Below are 16549 nucleotides of genomic sequence, written 5' to 3' on the forward strand. Positions count from 1 at the left end.
CGCAGCCATGGGCATGCGAAGCGATGACGAGGCGGTGGCGCAGGCGCTGGCCGCCGGCCGCCCCGCCTTTGTCTGGCGGCGGCAGATTGCCGACACGCAGACGCCGGTCGGCGCGGCGCTGGCGCTGATCGAGCCGGGGCGCGGCGATTTCCTGCTCGAATCGGTCGAAGGCGGGCAGACGCGCGGTCGCCACAGCCTGATCGGCCTCGCCCCCGATCTGGTGTTCCGCGCCGTCGGCGACACCGCCGAGATCAACCGCCACTGGCTGCGTGACCGCAGCGATTTCGCGCCCGCCGGCCCGGCGATTGCGGCGCTGCGCGCGCTGGTCGGCGAATGCCGGGCCGATGTGCCGGCCGAACTGCCGCCCGCGCTTGCCTGTCTGGTCGGCTATTTCGGCTATGAGACGTTCGGGCTGATCGAAAACCTGCCCCGCCCCCCGGCCAATCCGCTGGCGCTGCCCGACATGCTGTTCGTGCGCCCGACGCTGATCCTGGTGTTCGACCGGCTGACCGACGAGCTGTTCCTGATCGCCCCGCTCTGGCCGGGTGACGGCAATGCCGATCCGGCGGCGCGGATTGCCGATGCGTGGGAACGGATCGACACCGCGGCCGCCCGGCTGGCGGCAGGGGGCGACCCGGCGGCGCGCACCGCGCCCCCGGCCATGACCGACCTGACCGTGACGCCGCATCTCGCGCCGGGCCAGTATCCGGACATGGTTGCCCGCGCGCAGGACTATATCCGCGCCGGCGATATCTTTCAGGTCGTGCTCGCGCAGCGTTTCACCGCGCCCTTCCCGCTACCGCCATTCGACCTTTACCGGGCCTTGCGGCGGATCAATCCGTCTCCCTTCCTCTATTTCCTCGACCTGCCGGGCTTTGCGCTTACCGGCAGCAGCCCTGAAATCCTTGTCCGCGCGCGCGGCGGCGAGGTGACGATCCGGCCGATCGCGGGCACAAGGCCGCGCGGGCGGACGGCGACCGAGGATGCGGAGAATCGCGACAGCCTGCTCGCCGATCCCAAGGAACGGGCCGAACATCTGATGCTGCTCGATCTTGGCCGCAACGATGTCGGCCGGGTCGCCGCGCCGGGCAGCGTGCGCGTGACCGACAGCTACACCATCGAGTTTTACAGCCACGTCATGCACATCGTGTCGAACGTGGTCGGGCGGCTGGGCGACGGGCGCGATGCACTCGATGCGCTGTTCGCGGGCTTTCCGGCCGGAACGGTGTCGGGCGCGCCCAAGGTCCGCGCGTGCGAGATTATCGCCGAGCTGGAACCGGAGACGCGCGGGGCCTATGCCGGCGGCGTCGGCTATTTCTCGGCCGACGGATCGATGGACAGCTGCATCGTGCTGCGCACCGCGGTGGTCAAGGACGGGCAGATGCATGTCCAGGCCGGGGCCGGCATCGTCGCCGACAGCGATCCCGCCGCCGAACAGCGCGAATGCGAGGCGAAGTCCGGGGCGCTGTTCGCCGCGGCGCGCGAGGCGCTTGTCCGCGCGCAGGATGCCGCGTTCGGGCAATAGCGGCGCGGGTGTGGATTCGCGCGGCCACCGCCCCTAACATGGGCACATGAGCACAGTCCGCCCGCCCCGCCGCCCCGCCGCTTTCCGCCTCCGCCGCCTGCTGGGCGCATTGCCCGGCGCGGCGATGCTTGCCGCCCTTGCCCTCAGCCAGCCGGCAGCCGCCGCCGCCCCGGCGGGCGCGCGCGAGCAGGATCTGTCGCTCAAAAACTTCCGCTTCCACACCGGGGAAATGCTGCCCGAGCTGAAGCTGCATTACACGACGTTCGGTACGCCAAAGCGCGATGCCTCGGGCGCGGTCGTCAATGCGGTGATGATCCTGCACGGCACCGGCGGGTCGGGGCATCAGTTCTTCCAGCCCCAGTTTGCCGATGCGCTGTTCGGGCCGGGCCAGCCGCTCGACACCGCGCGCTATTTCATCATCCTGCCCGACAATATCGGCCATGGGGCCTCGTCAAAGCCCAGCGACGGGCTGAAGGCGCGCTTTCCCGCCTATGACTATGCCGACATGGTCGAGGCGCAGGCCCGGCTGCTCGACCATCTGGGGGTCAGGCGCCTGAGGCTGCTGATGGGCACGTCGATGGGCTGCATGCACGGCTTTGTCTGGGGCACCACCCGGCCCGAGCGCGTGCAGGCGATGATGCCGATGGCGTGCCTGCCGGTCGAGATTGCCGGCCAGAACCGGATGTGGCGCAAGCTGGCGATCGACGCCGTGCGCGCCGACCCTGCCTATCGTAGCGGCGATTACACGACGCGGCCGCTCGCCGGGCTGCGGACGGCGGCCAGCCTGTTGCTCGTCGCCGGGCTGAACCCGGTGCAGGCGCAGGCGCAGGCCCCGACGCGCATCGCAGCAGAGGCCGCGCTCGACACCGCCTTCGCGCGCACCATAGCCGGGCGTGACGCCAACGACCTGATCTGGCAGCTCGACAGCTCGCGCACCTATAATCCGGCGGCAGGGCTTGAACGCATGACGATGCCCGTCACCTGGGTGAACTCGGCCGATGATTTCATCAACCCGCCGGGCCTTGGCATTGCCGAGACGGCGGCCCGCCGCCTGCCCGATGGCAAGTTCATCCTGATCCCGCAAAGCGCCGAGACGCGCGGCCACGGCACCCACACATGGGCGCGGTTCTGGCAGGACGAGCTGGTCGCGCTGCTCGCCCGCAGCGAAGGGCGCTGAGCATGGCCCCGACCGGCAGGAGCAGCTCCCGGATTCCGTGCGTGACGAACCGGGGGCATGGCGGCTAAAGCCCCCGGCCATGATCCTTGTCATCGACAATTATGACAGCTTCACCTGGAACCTCGTCCATTATCTGATGGAGCTGGGGGCCGAGGTCGATGTGGTGCGCAACGACGCGCTGTCGGCCGGGCAGGCGCTGTCGTCCGGCGCGCAGGCGTTCCTGATCTCCCCCGGCCCGTGCACGCCGAACGAGGCGGGCATTTCGCTCGATCTGGTCGCCGCCTGCGCCGAGGCCGGGCGGCCGCTGCTCGGCGTGTGCCTTGGCCATCAGGCGATCGGCCAGCATTTCGGCGGCAAGGTGGTGCGCGGCGGGCTGATGCACGGCAAGACCTCGCCGGTCACGCATGACGGCACTGGGCTGTTCGCCGGCCTGCCCTCGCCCTTCACCGCCACCCGCTATCATTCGCTGATCGTGCCTGAAGACACGCTGCCGCCCGAGCTGGTCGTCAATGCGCGCAGCGACGACGGGCATGTGATGGGCTTTCGCCACCGCGATCTGCCGATCCACGGCGTCCAGTTCCATCCCGAAAGCATCGCGACCGAGCATGGCCACCGGATGCTCGCCAATTTCATGCGCGCCGCCGGCCTGCCGGTCAGGGAAATCGCATGACGACGATCACCATCCTGCCCGACGCCAGCATGGCGCTGGATGCCGAGACGGCGGCGCGTGCCTTTGGCGACATTCTGGACGGCAAGCCCGCCCATGACGACATTGCCCGCTTTCTGGCCGACATGTCGCTGCGCGACGAGACGGCGGTCGAAATCGCCGCCTGTGCGCAGGCGATGCGCGCGCGGATGCTGCCGGTCGATGCGCCGGCCAACGCCATCGATGTCTGCGGCACCGGGGCCGATGCGCAGCACAGCCTGAACATCTCGACCGCCGTCGCCATCGTCGTCGCCGCCTGCGGCGTGCCGGTCGCCAAGCATGGCAATCGCGCGGCCTCGTCCAAGGCCGGGGCCGCCGACACGCTCGAAGCGCTCGGCCTCAATCTCGATGTCGCCTCGGCGACTGCCGAACGCAGCCTCAACGATCTCGGCATCGCGTTCCTGTTCGCGCAGATCCACCACCCCGCGCTCGCGCCGCTGGCGCCGATCCGCCGCGCGCTGGGGCGGCGCACGGTGTTCAACCTGGTCGGCCCGCTGTGCAATCCGGCGCGGGTGTCGCGCCAGCTGATCGGCATTGCGCGGCCCGATTTCATGCCCGTCTATGCAGATGCGGCGCGGCTCGTCGGCCTGCAATCGGTGCTGCTGGTGGCGGGCGACGAACCGCTCGACGAACTGTCGATCGCCGGGCCGAGCACGATGGTCTCGGTCGGCCTGCTCGGCGACAGCGTCCACCGGGTGATGCCGCGCGATGCCGGGCTTCAGCCGCACCCGCTGGATGCGCTCAAGGGCGATGACGCCGCCTATAACGCCGCCGCGCTGCGCCGCCTGCTGATGGGCAGCCCGGGGGCCTATCGTGATGCCGTGCTGCTCAACGCCGCGGCTGCGCTGCTGGTCGCGGGCGAGGCCGCCGATCTGAAGGATGGTGCCCGCCGCGCCGCCCATGCGATTGACGACCAGAGCGCGCTGCACCTGCTCGAACGCTGGATCGCCTATCGATGAACAAGCTTCAGGAAATCTGCGCCTTCAAGGTGACGGACACCGCCCGTCGCCGTGCGCTCAACCCCGATCTCGACGCGCTGATCGCCGCCCAGTCGCCGCCGCGCGGCTTTCGCCGCGCGCTCGATGCCGCGCCCGGTTACGGCCTGATCGCGGAGATCAAGAAGGCCAGCCCGTCCAAGGGGCTGATCCGCGCCGATTTCGATCCGCCCGCCCATGCCCGCGCCTATCAGGCGGGCGGCGCATCCTGCCTGTCGGTGCTGACCGACGAACCCTATTTCCAGGGCCGCGACGCCGATCTGGTCGCCGCGCGCGCCGCCTGCACGCTGCCGGTGCTGCGCAAGGATTTCATCGTCGATCCCTGGCAGGTGCGCGAGGCACGGGCGCTGGGCGCGGATGCGATCCTGATCATCGTTGCCGCACTGGACGACGGCCAGATGGCGGAGATCGAGGCGGCAGCGCTCGAGCTTGGCATGGATGCGCTGGTCGAGGTGCACAGCAGCGCCGAACTGGACCGCGCGCTCCGGCTCCGGTCGCGACTGATCGGGGTCAATAACCGCGATCTCAGGGACTTTTCGGTCAGTTTCGAGCGGACTTATGAACTGGTCGGGCGCGCGCCGGCCGGCTGCACCTTCGTCGCCGAAAGCGGGCTGACCAGCCGGGCCGATCTCGACGCGATGGCCGAACATGGCGTGCGCTGCTTCCTGATCGGCGAAACGCTGATGCGCGCCGATGATGTCGAGGCTGCGACCCGGGCGCTGGTCGGCTGACCATGGCGGCGGACCGCGATGCCGACGCTGCGGGGCTGACCCATCTCGACGCGGCGGGCCAGGCCCGGATGGTCGATGTGTCGGCCAAGCCCGACAGCCTGCGCGTGGCCGTCGCCAGGGGGCGCATCCTGATGTCGGCCGGAGCGGCGGCGGCGATTGCGGCCGGCACGGTGGTGAAGGGCGATGTCCTCGCCGCCGCGCGCATCGCCGGCATCATGGCCGCCAAGTGCACCGCCGATCTCATTCCGCTGTGCCACCCCGTTGCGCTGGCGAGCGTCACCATCGACCTCGATGCCGCGCCCGATGGCGTCACCGCCACCGCAACCGCCCGCACCACCGGGCCGACCGGCGTCGAGATGGAGGCGCTGACCGCCGTCTCGGTCGCTCTGCTGACGATCTACGACATGGCAAAGGCGCTCGACCGGGGGATGCGGATCGACGGCATCGGTCTGGTCGCCAAAAGCGGCGGCAGATCGGGCGACTGGCAGGCCTAGCGCAGTTTCGCGCCGGGGTGAATCACCCGCCGGCGCGGAAAATGCGGTAAATCAGAGGGCTGGGGCGGCCGATCCGATCCAAAGAGCGCCGCAGGGCGGCGAAATCGATGCGATGACGCGCCGCCCCGGCTGTGGCAGGCATGGCGAATGACCCCTTCCTCCTCCCTGTTGCCGGTCGCCGACGCGCAGGCGCGGCTGATCGCGGCGGCTCCGCTGCTCCCCCCGGTCACGCGGCCGCTTGCCGAGGCCGCCGGGCGCTGGGCGGCGCAGGACATTGCGGCGGGCGTCGATCATCCCTTTGCCGATGTCTCGGCAATGGATGGCTATGCGATCCGCCATGCCGATCTGCCGGGGCCGTGGGACGTGATCGCAACCATCCCCGCCGGGCAAATGCCTGCCGCCGCGGTCGGGCCGGGCATGGCCGCGCGGATCTTCACCGGCGCGGCCCTGCCCGACGGGGCCGACACCATCCTGATCCAGGAGGATGCGAAGCGTGACGGCGACCGGCTGGTGCTGGCCGGCGACGGGCCGGCGCGGCGGGGGGCGCATGTCCGCCCGCGTGCGATGAACTTTGCCATCGGCGACACGCTGATCCCCGCAGGGCAACGCATCACCCCTGCCCGGATCGGGCTGGCGGCGCTGGGCGGCCATGCCACGCTGCCGGTGCGCCGCCGCGCGCGCGTCGCGCTGATCTCGACCGGCGACGAGCTGGCGGCACCGGGCGCGCCGCTGCGCCCCGGCCAGATCCACGCCGCCAATGCCGCAATGCTCGCGGTGCAGCTCGCCTCCCTGCCGGTCGAGCTTCATGATTGCGGGATCATCGCCGATGATCGTGCCGCGCTCGCCCGCGCCATTGGCGATGCGGCGGCGCAGGCCGATATTCTGGTGACCATCGGCGGCGCGTCGGTCGGCGATCATGATCTGGTGCGCCCGGCGCTTGCCGATTGCGGCGCGACGCTCGATTTCTGGCGGATCGCGATGCGGCCGGGCAAGCCGCTGATGGCCGGGCAACTGGGCAGGACGATGGTGCTCGGCCTGCCCGGCAACCCGGTTTCGGCGTTTGTCACCAGCGCGCTGTTCCTGATGCCGCTGATCGCGGCGATGGGCGGGGCCGCCGCGCCGCTGCCGCCCACGCTGTCGCTGCCGGTGGGCGAGGCACTGCCCGCCACCGGCCCGCGCGCCGATTATCTGCGCGCCCGGCTGATCGACGGACAGCTTTTCCCGGTCGGGGTGCAGGACAGCGGGGTGCTGACCGGGCTTGCCGCCGCCGATGCGCTGATCGTCCGCCCCGCCAATGCCCCGGCCCTGCCTGCCGGCGCGTTCACCGATGTTCACATCATTGCTTGACGTGGCGGCAGGCGTTTCCTACATGTTCCTTGTTCGTTCCCAGCCAAGGGCGAGGCGATGCTGACGCGCAAGCAACATGAACTGCTCCTTTTCATCCATGACCGCCTGGCAAGCAGCGGCGTGTCCCCCTCGTTCGAGGAGATGAAGGAGGCGCTGGACCTCAAGTCCAAATCGGGTGTCCACCGGCTGATCGGCGCGCTTGAGGAACGGCAGTTCATCCGCCGCCTGCCCAACCGCGCCCGCGCGCTCGAGGTGCTGCGCCTGCCTGATGGTGGCGGTGCGGCGACTGAAAAGGCGCGCACGCCCAGCCCTGCTGCCGCCCCCCCGCCGGTCGCCGCGAACGAGAATGTGCTCGATATCCCGCTGCATGGCCGGATCGCGGCGGGCAGCCCGATCGAGGCGCTGGAAGGCCAGTCGAGCCTGTCGGTGCCCGCCGCGCTGCTTGGCCCGGGCGAGCATTATGCGCTTGAAGTCGCAGGCGATTCGATGGTCGAGGCCGGGATTCTCGACGGCGATTATGCACTGATCCGCCGCGTCGATACCGCGCGCGACGGGCAGATCGTCGTCGCGCTGATCGACGATGCCGAAGCGACGCTCAAATATTTCCGCCGCGAAGGCGCGATGGTGCGGCTCGATCCGGCCAATCGTGCTTATGATCCGCAGCGTTACACGCCCAACCGCGTCCGCGTGCAGGGCTGTCTGGCCGGGCTGCTGCGCCGCTATTGAGCGGCGATGGCTGAGCGGTGGCAGCTGGGCGGCAGCAGGGCGACCGCGCGATCAGGGCGCGATTTTCGAGCGCGGTTGGGACACCCGGCGACTCGGAAAATGCGGGAAATCAAACGCCTAGGGCGGCCGATCCGATGGAATCGGATCGGAAACCGCTCTAGGGGCCGGGAACGCGCCACGGGTGGCGGTCGCCCGACCGGAGCGCAGGGTCGAGCGACGGCGCGGTGCCGAGGCGAATGGCGACGCCGCCGCTCTGCGCCAACGCAGGCCGGTCGAGCTTGAGCCAGCGCGGGCGACAGGCTGCGGGCAGGCGGCGGTCGCTGACGACGATATCGGCGGCGGCGCAGGCGGCAATCAGCGGCTGAAAGGGCATCATCAGATCGGTGCGGGTGGCAAGCAGCCGCCAGGTCCGGCCGTTGCGGGTGATGGTCACCAGACAGGCATCGGGGCTGCACCGCGCATCCGGTGACAAGGCGAGGCTGGCCAGCGGCTCGTCACGCGCGACCGCATCGGCCAGCATCAGGTCGACGAAACCGCCATGGCCGGCGCGAATGCCGGCATAGTCGCCGGCCGGATCGCGCACCGCGACATGCCGGCCATCGCCGGTCACGATCAGGTCGGGCGGCGGCGTCGCGACCGCCCACAACGCGCCGCCCATCATCGCGGCCAGCCCCAGCCAGCGGTGCCGCCGGGTCCAGAGCAGCAGCCACAGCCCGCCTGCCAGCATCGTCAGCGCCGCCCCGCCGGGCATCAGCGGCAGGCGGAGGACAGCCCCGGGTGCCGCCGCCGTCAGATGCGCGAGCGCCAGCAGCAGATCGATCGCCCGGCCGGTGATCCACCAGAGCGGCGCGCCCAGCCCTGCGGTGTCGAGCGCCAGCGCCATTGCCTCGGCCGGCATGATGATGAAGGTGGTGAGCGGAATGGCGACGAGATTGGCGAGCGCGCCATAAACGCCCTGCTGGTGGAAATGATAGAGCGCGATTGGCGCAAGCACGATCTCGACCGCCAGCCCGCTCGCCAGGATCGCCACCAGCGCGCGGAGCATCGCCGCAATCACCCCCTCGTCACGCCGCGCAAACAGGCGGCGGGCCGCGGGATGATCGTGGAGCGCGACAATCGCGGTCACCGCCGCAAAGCTGAACTGGAAGCTCGCGCCGATCAGCGCTTCGGGCCATAGCGCGAGCACGACCAGCGCCCCCGCCGCCACCAGCCTCAGGGTCAACGCCTCCCGCCCCAGTGCCAGCCCGGCGAGCACCAGCAGTGCCGCGACCAGCGCGCGGACCGTCGGCACTTCGGCCCCGGTCAGCCAGGTATAGCCGGCCCCCGCCGCCGCGCCGGCCGCCGCCGCGACAAGGGGCAGTGACCAGCGCAGCGCCAGCCCGGGGCTGAGCGCCAGAACGCGCAACATGACGAACATCACCGCGCCCACCAGCGCGGTCACGTGCAGGCCGCTGACCGACAGCAGATGGGCGAGGCCTGCCCGGCGCAGCGCCTCCTGATCCTCGGCACCCACCCGCCCCTGATCGCCGGTCGCCAGCGCGACCGCGATGCCGGCGGCGCGTGCCGGCAGCGCGCCGGCGACATGGCCGCCCAGCCGGACGCGCAGCCCGGACGCCCGATCGGGCGGGGCGCGGGCCAGCCTGTCGACCGCGCCAAGCGCCCGACCAGTCGCCCCGATTCCCGCGAACCATGCCGCCCGCGCCGGATCATGCGCGCCGGGCATGGCGGGCGGCATTGGCGGGGCAAGCCGGGCGGTCAGGCGGATCCGGTCACCGGGCATCAGATCGGCCGGGGCGGCCTGCTGCCGCGCCGTCAGCCGCAGGCGCGGCGGCAGATCGGGCCGGTCCACCGGGCGCAGGACGAGGCGGACCGCCTGCCGGGGCGTCAGCTGCGCGACCGACTCGATGTCGGCGGCGAACCGGGTGATGGCCGGCCGGTCGAGCACCGGTGCGGCAACGATCAGCGCCCGGCCCCACACCAGCGCGCAGCCGAGCGCCAGCGCCAGCCCGGCCCAGATCAGGCTCTGCCCCAGCCGCCGGCCCGCCCCGAGCGCGACCCCAAGCGCCGCCACCGCCGCGCCCGCGAGGATCAGCGCCCCCCATCCCGCCGGCCCCGACAGGGCGAACCAGCCGCCAATCCCCGCCCCGAACGCGACCGGCAGCCACAAAGGCAGCTGATCGCGTTCGGCATCGAGCCAGGTTTCGATCCGGTCGAACGCGCCCCGCAATGCCGCTATCGCCCCGGAAAAGCCCGTGGTTTGTCGCGGCCAGACGGCCATGCTAGGGGCGTCGCCGGTCACCATCACGTTCTTCACAGCCTGGGAGCAACCGCGCGTGAGCGCAAGCAGCGTCGTCACCCGTTTCGCCCCGTCGCCGACGGGGTTCCTGCACATTGGCGGTGCGCGCACCGCATTGTTCAACCTGCTGTTCGCCCGTCATCATGGCGGCAAGTTCCTGCTGCGCATCGAGGATACCGACAAGGCGCGCTCGACCCAGGCGGCGATCGACGCGATCCTTGACGGGATGAGCTGGCTCGACCTGAACTGGGACGGCGATGTCGTCTACCAGTCGCAGCGCGCCGCCCGTCATGCCGAAGTGGCCGAGGCGCTGCTGGCGAGCGGCCATGCCTATCGCTGCTATGCAACCCCCGAGGAGCTGGCCGAACTGCGCGAGGCGCAGCGGGCGGCCAAGCAGCCGATGCGCTATGACGGGCGCTGGCGCGACCGCGCACCGGGGCCGGAGCAGGACGGCAAGCCCTTTGCCTTGCGCCTCAAGGCCCCGCGCGACGGCGAAACGGTGATCGAGGATCTGGTCCAGGGCCGTGTCGTCGTCCAGAACAGCGAACTGGACGACATGATCCTGCTGCGCTCCGACGGCACGCCGACCTATATGCTGGCCGTCGTTGTCGACGATCACGACATGGGCGTCACCCATGTCATCCGCGGCGACGATCATCTGAACAACGCCTTCCGCCAGCTGGGCATCATTCGCGCGATGGGCTGGCCCGAGCCGGCCTATGCCCACATCCCGCTGATTCACGGGTCCGACGGGGCGAAGCTGTCCAAGCGCCACGGCGCGCTGGGTGTCGATGCCTATCGCGACGAACTCGGCATCCTGCCCGAGGCGCTGTCTAACTATCTGCTGCGCCTCGGCTGGGGGCATGGCGATGCGGAGATTATTTCGCGGGCGCAGGCGACGGAATGGTTCGACATTGGCGGGGTCGGCCGCTCGCCGTCGCGTTTCGACCTGAAAAAGCTCGAAAATCTGAACGGCCATTATCTGCGCGAGGCCGATGATGCCCGGCTGGCCGCGCTGGCCGCACCGCGCATTGCAGCCGTTCTGGGCCGCGCGCTCAGCGACGCCGATCTGGCGCTGGTGGAGCGGGCGATGCCAGAGCTCAAACCGCGTGCGAAGAATCTCCACGAAATCACTGACGGGGCGATGTTCCTGTTCGCCGCCCGGCCGCTTGCCATGGAAGACAAGGCCGCTGCGCTGCTGGAAGGCGACGGCACCCGGCTGCTCGGCCGCGTCCATGACCAGCTGACAGCGGTGACCGACTGGTCGGCCGAGGCGCTGGACGCCGCCGTCCGCGCGGTGGCGGAAGCCGAAGGGATCGGCCTGGGCAAGGTCGCCCAGCCGCTGCGTGCGGCCTTGACCGGACGCACGACTTCGCCAGGAATTTTTGACGTGCTTGTTCTATTGGGACGCGACGAATCGCTGGCACGGCTGGCCGACCGGCTGGCAGCATGACACGCCGCGCCCGCGTGACGATTGGTTGAGGAGCAGAATGAATGACTGACATGGCGAAACTGACGCTGGGCGGAGCCGAGATCGACCTGCCGGTCCGCAAGGGCAGTGTCGGCCCGGACGTGATCGACATCCGCAAGCTCTATGGCCAGACCGGTGCCTTCACCTATGATCCGGGTTTCACCTCCACCGCCAGCTGCGAATCCGGCCTGACCTATATCGATGGCGATCAGGGCATCCTGCTGCACCGCGGCTATCCGATCGACCAGCTCGCCGAAAAGTCGAGCTTCATGGAGGTGTGCTACCTGCTCCTGAACGGCGAGCTGCCGAAGAAGGACGAGCTGGACCAGTTCGCCTATACCATCACCCGCCACACGATGCTGCATGAGCAGCTGGCGACCTTCTATCGCGGTTTCCGCCGCGATGCGCACCCGATGGCGATCATGTGCGGCGTCGTCGGCGCGCTGTCGGCCTTCTACCATGATTCGACCGACATCACCGATCCGCACCAGCGCATGGTCGCCAGCCACCGGCTGATCGCCAAGATGCCGACGATTGCGGCGATGGCGTATAAATATTCGGTCGGTCAGCCCTTCCTCTATCCGGACAACTCGCTGTCCTATTCGGGCAATTTCCTGCGCATGACCTTTGGCGTGCCGGCCGAGCCCTATCAGGTCGATCCGGTCGTCGAAGCGGCGATGGACAAGATCTTCATCCTCCATGCCGATCACGAACAGAATGCCTCGACCTCGACCGTCCGTCTGGCCGGTTCGTCGGGCGCCAATCCGTTCGCCTGCATCGCGGCGGGCATTGCCTGCCTGTGGGGTCCGGCGCATGGCGGCGCGAACGAAGCCGCGCTCAACATGCTGCGCGAAATCGGCCGCCCGGAAAAGATTCCGGAATATATCGCCCGCGCGAAGGACAAGAATGATCCGTTCCGCCTGATGGGCTTTGGCCACCGGGTCTATAAAAACTATGATCCGCGCGCCAAGGTGATGCAGAAGACCGCGAACGAGGTGCTGGAAAAGCTGGGCGTCACCGATCCGATTTTCGACGTTGCCCGCGAACTGGAACAGATCGCGCTCAAGGACGATTATTTCGTCGAGAAGAAGCTTTATCCGAACGTCGATTTCTATTCGGGCGTCATCCTGTCGGCGATCGGTTTCCCGACGTCGATGTTCACCGCGCTGTTCGCCCTCGCCCGCACCGTCGGCTGGGTCGCGCAGTGGAACGAGATGATCTCGGACCCCGAACAGAAGATCGGCCGCCCGCGCCAGCTCTATACCGGGCCGACGCAGCGTGACTATGTCCCGCTCGACCAGCGCTGACACGATGCGCCGCCGGGCGATGCCGATCCTGCTCGCGCTGGTCGGCATCGCCCCGCTTGCGGCCTGTGCCCGTCCCGGCGAAACGGCCTCGCTGCCGTCGCCGGGACCGGTGTTCGACCCGGCGGCGTTCTTCGTCGGCACCACGCAAGGCAGCGGCACGCTGACCCGCCGCTGGCACCAGCCCGAAGCGATCAGCGTGACGGGCAGTGGCGAGATGCTGGTCGATGGCACATTGGTGCTGCGCCAGCGGGTCAGCCGCCCCGGCCATCCCGACCGACGGCGGCTGTGGCGGCTGCGCCCGACCGGGATACCCGGCGAATATCGCGGCCATATGTCGGATGCGACCGACCTCGTCACCGCGCGCGTGACCGGCAGCCGGCTGACCATCGCCTATCCGATGCGCGGCGGCCTGAACGCGTTCCAGCAGATCGATCTTGCCCCTGACGGGCAAAGCGCGGTCAACCGCATGACGGTGACGCTGCGCGGACTGCGGGTGGCAACGCTCGACGAAACGATCAGGCGCACCGGCCCGGCGCGCTGACCTGTTCGGCCGCGCGCGGGTCAGCCGCCAGCTGGCAGGGCAAGCACGAACCGCGCCCCCTGCCCGAGCGCGCTGTCGACGGTCAGGTCGCCGCCCATTGCGCGGGCCAGCCGCCGGGCGATGTAAAGCCCAAGCCCGCTGCCACTGGCGTCGCTGGGCGCGATGCGGGTGAATTTCTCGAAGATCCGCTCATGCTCGGCGGGGTCGATGCCATGGCCCTGATCGGCGACGACGATGATCGCGCGCGCGCCTTCGCGTTCGGCGCGCACCCACACCATGCCGCCTTCGGGCGAATGGCGCACGGCATTGCCGATCAGATTGACGAGGATCTGGAGCGTGCGGCGATAATCGCCGCGCGCCGGCAGGCTTTCGTCCATCGCCGGCGGATCGATCCGCACGCCACGGTCGCCGGCCTGAATGCCGAGCAGGCTCGCCGCCCGCCGCGACAGGTCCGCAAGATCGATCAGATCGGCGAGCGGCTGAAAATCATGGCGTTCGACCGCCTGAAGATCGACCAGATCGTCGACGAGCGCGAGCAGATGCCGCCCCGCGCTCGCAATATCGGTCGCATAATCGGCATAATCGCGGCGGATCGGCCCGCCGGACTGCACCCCGATGCTTTCGGCACGCTCGACGATCCGGGCGAGCGGCTGGCGCAGCGCGGTGTCGAGCCGCGTGCCGAACGGATTGCCGTCGCCAAGGCCGGGTTCCGCCGCATCGCCGGCCGCCGGCACGGCATCGCCAATGGCCGGCGGCGATGCGCCAGGGACAGGTGGCGCGGCAGACGGCGTGGCAGGCGGTGTGGCGGGCTGGGCGACTGGCGATGTGGCCGGCGTGTCGACCAGAAACGCGCTGCCGCGATAGCCGGCAAAGCGGCCGCCGCCATCGATCAGCGCGAGGCCGGTCAGCCGCACCCGTTGGCCGGAGCCGCGCACTTCCGCCTCCTGCCCCTCAAACCGGGCGCGCGCGGCAATCGCCTCCAGGATCGGCAGCTCGCCATCGGCCCCGGGGATGAAATGGAACAGCCGCGTCAGCGGTGCGCCGATCATCGCCTCGCACGCCGGATCGGTGATTGAGGTGAGTTTCAGCGCCGGATCGGTTTCCCACAGCCAGTCGCCGCGCGACCGTACGAAATCGTAAACGCGGCGGCCAAAACCGTCATCGCCCGACCGGCCGGGACGCCGCGCCCAGCCGCCGACCGACAGCGCAACGCCGTCCCCTTCCGGCTTGGCCTGCACCCACAGATCGAGATCATCGGCCCCGTCGGCGGCGATCACGCAGCGCGACACGAGCACGCCCAGCCGCTGCGCCAGCCGGACCAGCGTGGCGATCTGCGGCACGGCGATGACCTGCCCGATCGCGCCGCCCGCCGCCTCCTGCAACCGGGCGAGCGCCGGATCGGCGCGCACCAGCCGCCCCTCGGCATCGATCAGCCCCTCGGCGACGCGGGTCATCGCGCCCGCCTTTCGCGGCCGATATCGGCGATGGCGGCGCGGAACGCCCGGTCGAGCCGCCAGGGCCGGATCGCCTCGCGCGCCTCGATCAAGTCGAGATCGAGATAGTCGTTGATGCGTTCTTCAAGCTTGGCTTCGCTGAGACCGTTGATCGCGGCCATCTGGAGCAGGATCGATGCCGCCACTTCGGTGCGCGCCTCGATCGCGCGCAGTGCGACCGCAAGCGCACCGATGCCCGGATCGGTCGCGATCACGAACGCCGACATGTAATCGATCCGCGCCCGCACCGCGAGGTTGGCGACGAACAGGCTGAAATAGCCGCGCCTGAACGCCTCGAACAGCGCATCGTCATCGGCCGGGCCGGCAAGCGCGACCCGCATCGCCGCCCCCTCCAGCGTCTGGCTTTCATCATGTGCCGCCAGCCGTTCGAACACCGCGCCCTGCAGGGATTCGTCGCGCGCAGCCGGATCGAGCGGCGACGCGCGATCAAGATAATCGCGCAGCGCCGCCGCCGTCCACCAGGCCAGCCGGACGAGCAGATCGGCGGGCAGGTCGCGCGCCGACAGTGTCGGCTCCCCCGCCCCGTCGCTGCGTCGGCTCTCGGCGATCAGATAGGGCATTTCCAGTTCGGGCGCGATATTGAGCGGCACCGTGCTGGCCGGTTCGGGATCGGCGGCGGCGATGCGGCGAATGCCCTCGGCGATCCGGTGTTCCTCGGCCCGGGCGAGCAGCAGCGCGACCAGATCGCGTTCGCGCAGCACCCCGGCGCGGTCGAAGATCGGCCGGGCTATGGCGATGCGCGCGACGCCGATGGCGGGGGGCGCGGCGTCGCCCAGCCTTTCGATCAGCCCCAGCCGCAAATCGCTTTCCAGATCCTCTACCAGCGCCTCGATCATCACCGAGATGGCCGAGCGCTGCCGGTCATTGGGGCGGTGGCGTTCGGGAACGAACAGATCGTTGAGCGCGGCGGACACGCGCGCATCGGCCTCGCGCGCGGCATATGCCGCCGCGGCGAGCAGGCGGGACGCACCCGCCGGCGGACCGCCATCGTCTTCGCGCGCAGTCAGGGCCATGGCAGCGGCATAGCCGGGCGAGAATGAAGACCGCGTTAAGCCTTACGGCGCTTGGCGCTTGGCGGGCGGCACCGGCGGGCATAGAGCATGACGCGATGGCGCAGTGTCGATCCCTTGCGCGCGGCGGCGGCCGCGCCCCAGCAGGCCGCCCGGCGGCAGCCCTGCTCGCCGTGCTGGCATTGCTCAGCGGCTGCGGCAGCCGTGCCGGCGATGGGCCGATCCGGGCAAGCATCATCGGCGATCCGGTGGCGCGGCCAGACCGGATCGGCCCCGCCACCGGCCGGGCCGACCGGATGCTGGCGACAATGACCGGCGCCGGGCTGGTGACGTTCGACGAAAATGGCCAGATCCGCCCGGCGCTCGCCCAGCGCTGGATCGTCACCGATGACGGGCTGAGCGCGATCTTCCGGCTCGACCGCGACGCGCGGCTGGCCGGGCGGCCGGTAAGCGCCGATCTGGTCGCGCGGCGGCTGCGCGCGGCGCTGACGCGGCAGCGGACGACGGCGCTGGGCGCGGCGCTGGCGGCGGTCGACGAAGTCGCGGTGATGACGCCCGATGTGATCGAGCTGCGGCTCAAGGTCGCACGGCCGCCTTTGCTCGATCTGCTCGCCCAGCCCGAACTGGCGATTGCCGGGGCGCTGCCGGGGGCGGACAGCGGCGGCGGCTTTGGCGGCGCGGTGCGGCGCGGCGGCTGGCTGACGCTGGC

Annotated in this window: 14 protein-coding genes and 1 pseudogene; 12 read left to right on the plus strand and 3 right to left on the minus strand. The window is 70.1% G+C overall.

The genetic code is table 11. From position 1 onward, the window contains the following. Window positions 1-7: 7 nt before the first annotated feature. From OPU66_RS01220 to lexA, 8 genes are all read left to right on the plus strand, one after another. Window positions 8-1525, plus strand: a complete 1518-nt coding sequence (locus OPU66_RS01220; RefSeq protein WP_498551770.1) for an anthranilate synthase component I family protein — start codon at window positions 8-10, stop codon at window positions 1523-1525. Window positions 1526-1649: 124 nt separating this feature from the next. Then, window positions 1650-2702, plus strand: coding sequence for an alpha/beta fold hydrolase (locus OPU66_RS01225; RefSeq protein WP_498551793.1), 1053 nt, complete (start codon window positions 1650-1652; stop codon window positions 2700-2702). 79 nt (window positions 2703-2781) lie between these two features. Further along, window positions 2782-3372: an anthranilate synthase component II gene (locus tag OPU66_RS01230; RefSeq protein ID WP_498551771.1), complete on the plus strand. Its 591-nt coding sequence runs from the start codon at window positions 2782-2784 to the stop codon at window positions 3370-3372. Next, window positions 3369-4367, plus strand: a complete 999-nt coding sequence (gene trpD / locus OPU66_RS01235) for an anthranilate phosphoribosyltransferase (RefSeq protein WP_498551772.1) — start codon at window positions 3369-3371, stop codon at window positions 4365-4367. The genes OPU66_RS01230 and trpD overlap by 4 nt, the downstream gene beginning before the upstream one ends. Then, window positions 4364-5134: an indole-3-glycerol phosphate synthase TrpC gene (gene trpC, locus OPU66_RS01240; protein WP_498551773.1), complete on the plus strand. Its 771-nt coding sequence runs from the start codon at window positions 4364-4366 to the stop codon at window positions 5132-5134. Before trpD ends, trpC begins: the two co-directional genes overlap by 4 nt. A gap of 2 nt (window positions 5135-5136) precedes the next feature. Further along, a complete protein-coding gene (moaC, locus tag OPU66_RS01245; RefSeq protein ID WP_498551774.1) occupies window positions 5137-5628 on the plus strand; it encodes a cyclic pyranopterin monophosphate synthase MoaC in 492 nt (163 codons plus the stop codon). A gap of 147 nt (window positions 5629-5775) precedes the next feature. Further along, window positions 5776-6975 carry a molybdopterin molybdotransferase MoeA gene (locus tag OPU66_RS01250; protein WP_498551775.1) on the plus strand — a complete coding sequence of 400 codons (1200 nt, stop codon included), beginning with the start codon at window positions 5776-5778 and terminating at the stop codon, window positions 6973-6975. 57 nt (window positions 6976-7032) lie between these two features. Continuing rightward, the gene (lexA, locus tag OPU66_RS01255) at window positions 7033-7701 is read left to right on the plus strand and encodes a transcriptional repressor LexA (protein ID WP_498551776.1); all 669 of its coding nucleotides are present in this window, start codon (window positions 7033-7035) and stop codon (window positions 7699-7701) included. Between the two features lie 157 nt (window positions 7702-7858). Here lexA and OPU66_RS01260 read toward each other — a convergent pair whose 3' ends face one another. Beyond that, window positions 7859-10015, minus strand: a complete 2157-nt coding sequence (locus OPU66_RS01260; protein ID WP_498551777.1) for a ComEC/Rec2 family competence protein — start codon at window positions 10013-10015, stop codon at window positions 7859-7861. Between OPU66_RS01260 and gltX the strand changes: the two genes are divergently transcribed. The 3 genes from gltX to OPU66_RS01275 are packed head-to-tail and all read left to right on the plus strand — an operon-like array spanning window position 9978 to window position 13316. Then, on the plus strand, window positions 9978-11450 hold the full coding sequence (gltX, locus tag OPU66_RS01265; RefSeq protein ID WP_498551778.1) for a glutamate--tRNA ligase: 1473 nt from the start codon (window positions 9978-9980) through the stop codon (window positions 11448-11450). The genes OPU66_RS01260 and gltX overlap by 38 nt on opposite strands. A gap of 41 nt (window positions 11451-11491) precedes the next feature. Next, on the plus strand, window positions 11492-12775 hold the full coding sequence (locus tag OPU66_RS01270; protein WP_498551779.1) for a citrate synthase: 1284 nt from the start codon (window positions 11492-11494) through the stop codon (window positions 12773-12775). Next, window positions 12747-13316 (plus strand): DUF3833 family protein, encoded by a 570-nt coding sequence (locus tag OPU66_RS01275; RefSeq protein WP_498551780.1) that lies wholly within the window; start codon window positions 12747-12749, stop codon window positions 13314-13316. Before OPU66_RS01270 ends, OPU66_RS01275 begins: the two co-directional genes overlap by 29 nt. A 20-nt stretch (window positions 13317-13336) precedes the next feature. Here OPU66_RS01275 and OPU66_RS01280 read toward each other — a convergent pair whose 3' ends face one another. After that, a complete protein-coding gene (locus OPU66_RS01280; protein ID WP_498551781.1) occupies window positions 13337-14770 on the minus strand; it encodes a sensor histidine kinase in 1434 nt (477 codons plus the stop codon). Then, complete coding sequence (locus OPU66_RS01285) at window positions 14767-15843, minus strand: DUF2336 domain-containing protein (protein WP_498551782.1); 1077 nt, start codon at window positions 15841-15843, stop codon at window positions 14767-14769. Before OPU66_RS01285 ends, OPU66_RS01280 begins: the two co-directional genes overlap by 4 nt. 23 nt (window positions 15844-15866) lie before the next feature. On the opposite strand from OPU66_RS01285, the pseudogene OPU66_RS01290 reads away from it, so the two are divergent. Next, window positions 15867-16549, plus strand: a pseudogene (locus OPU66_RS01290) (hypothetical protein); the annotation flags it as partial.

The organism is Sphingomonas sp. URJC2 (assembly GCF_059803575.1).

What these genes read in the sequence shown, in the direction of transcription:
- OPU66_RS01220 (WP_498551770.1), top strand. Translation starts at nt 8, where the DNA reads ATGGGCATGCGAAGCGATGACGAGGCGGTGGCGCAGGCGCTGGCCGCC.
- OPU66_RS01225 (WP_498551793.1), top strand. Translation starts at nt 1,650, where the DNA reads ATGCTTGCCGCCCTTGCCCTCAGCCAGCCGGCAGCCGCCGCCGCCCCG.
- OPU66_RS01230 (WP_498551771.1), top strand. Translation starts at nt 2,782, where the DNA reads ATGATCCTTGTCATCGACAATTATGACAGCTTCACCTGGAACCTCGTC.
- trpD (WP_498551772.1), top strand. Translation starts at nt 3,369, where the DNA reads ATGACGACGATCACCATCCTGCCCGACGCCAGCATGGCGCTGGATGCC.
- trpC (WP_498551773.1), top strand. Translation starts at nt 4,364, where the DNA reads ATGAACAAGCTTCAGGAAATCTGCGCCTTCAAGGTGACGGACACCGCC.
- moaC (WP_498551774.1), top strand. Translation starts at nt 5,137, where the DNA reads ATGGCGGCGGACCGCGATGCCGACGCTGCGGGGCTGACCCATCTCGAC.
- OPU66_RS01250 (WP_498551775.1), top strand. Translation starts at nt 5,776, where the DNA reads ATGACCCCTTCCTCCTCCCTGTTGCCGGTCGCCGACGCGCAGGCGCGG.
- lexA (WP_498551776.1), top strand. Translation starts at nt 7,033, where the DNA reads ATGCTGACGCGCAAGCAACATGAACTGCTCCTTTTCATCCATGACCGC.
- gltX (WP_498551778.1), top strand. Translation starts at nt 9,978, where the DNA reads ATGCTAGGGGCGTCGCCGGTCACCATCACGTTCTTCACAGCCTGGGAG.
- OPU66_RS01270 (WP_498551779.1), top strand. Translation starts at nt 11,492, where the DNA reads ATGACTGACATGGCGAAACTGACGCTGGGCGGAGCCGAGATCGACCTG.
- OPU66_RS01280 (WP_498551781.1), bottom strand. Translation starts at nt 14,770, where the DNA reads ATGACCCGCGTCGCCGAGGGGCTGATCGATGCCGAGGGGCGGCTGGTG.
- OPU66_RS01285 (WP_498551782.1), bottom strand. Translation starts at nt 15,843, where the DNA reads ATGGCCCTGACTGCGCGCGAAGACGATGGCGGTCCGCCGGCGGGTGCG.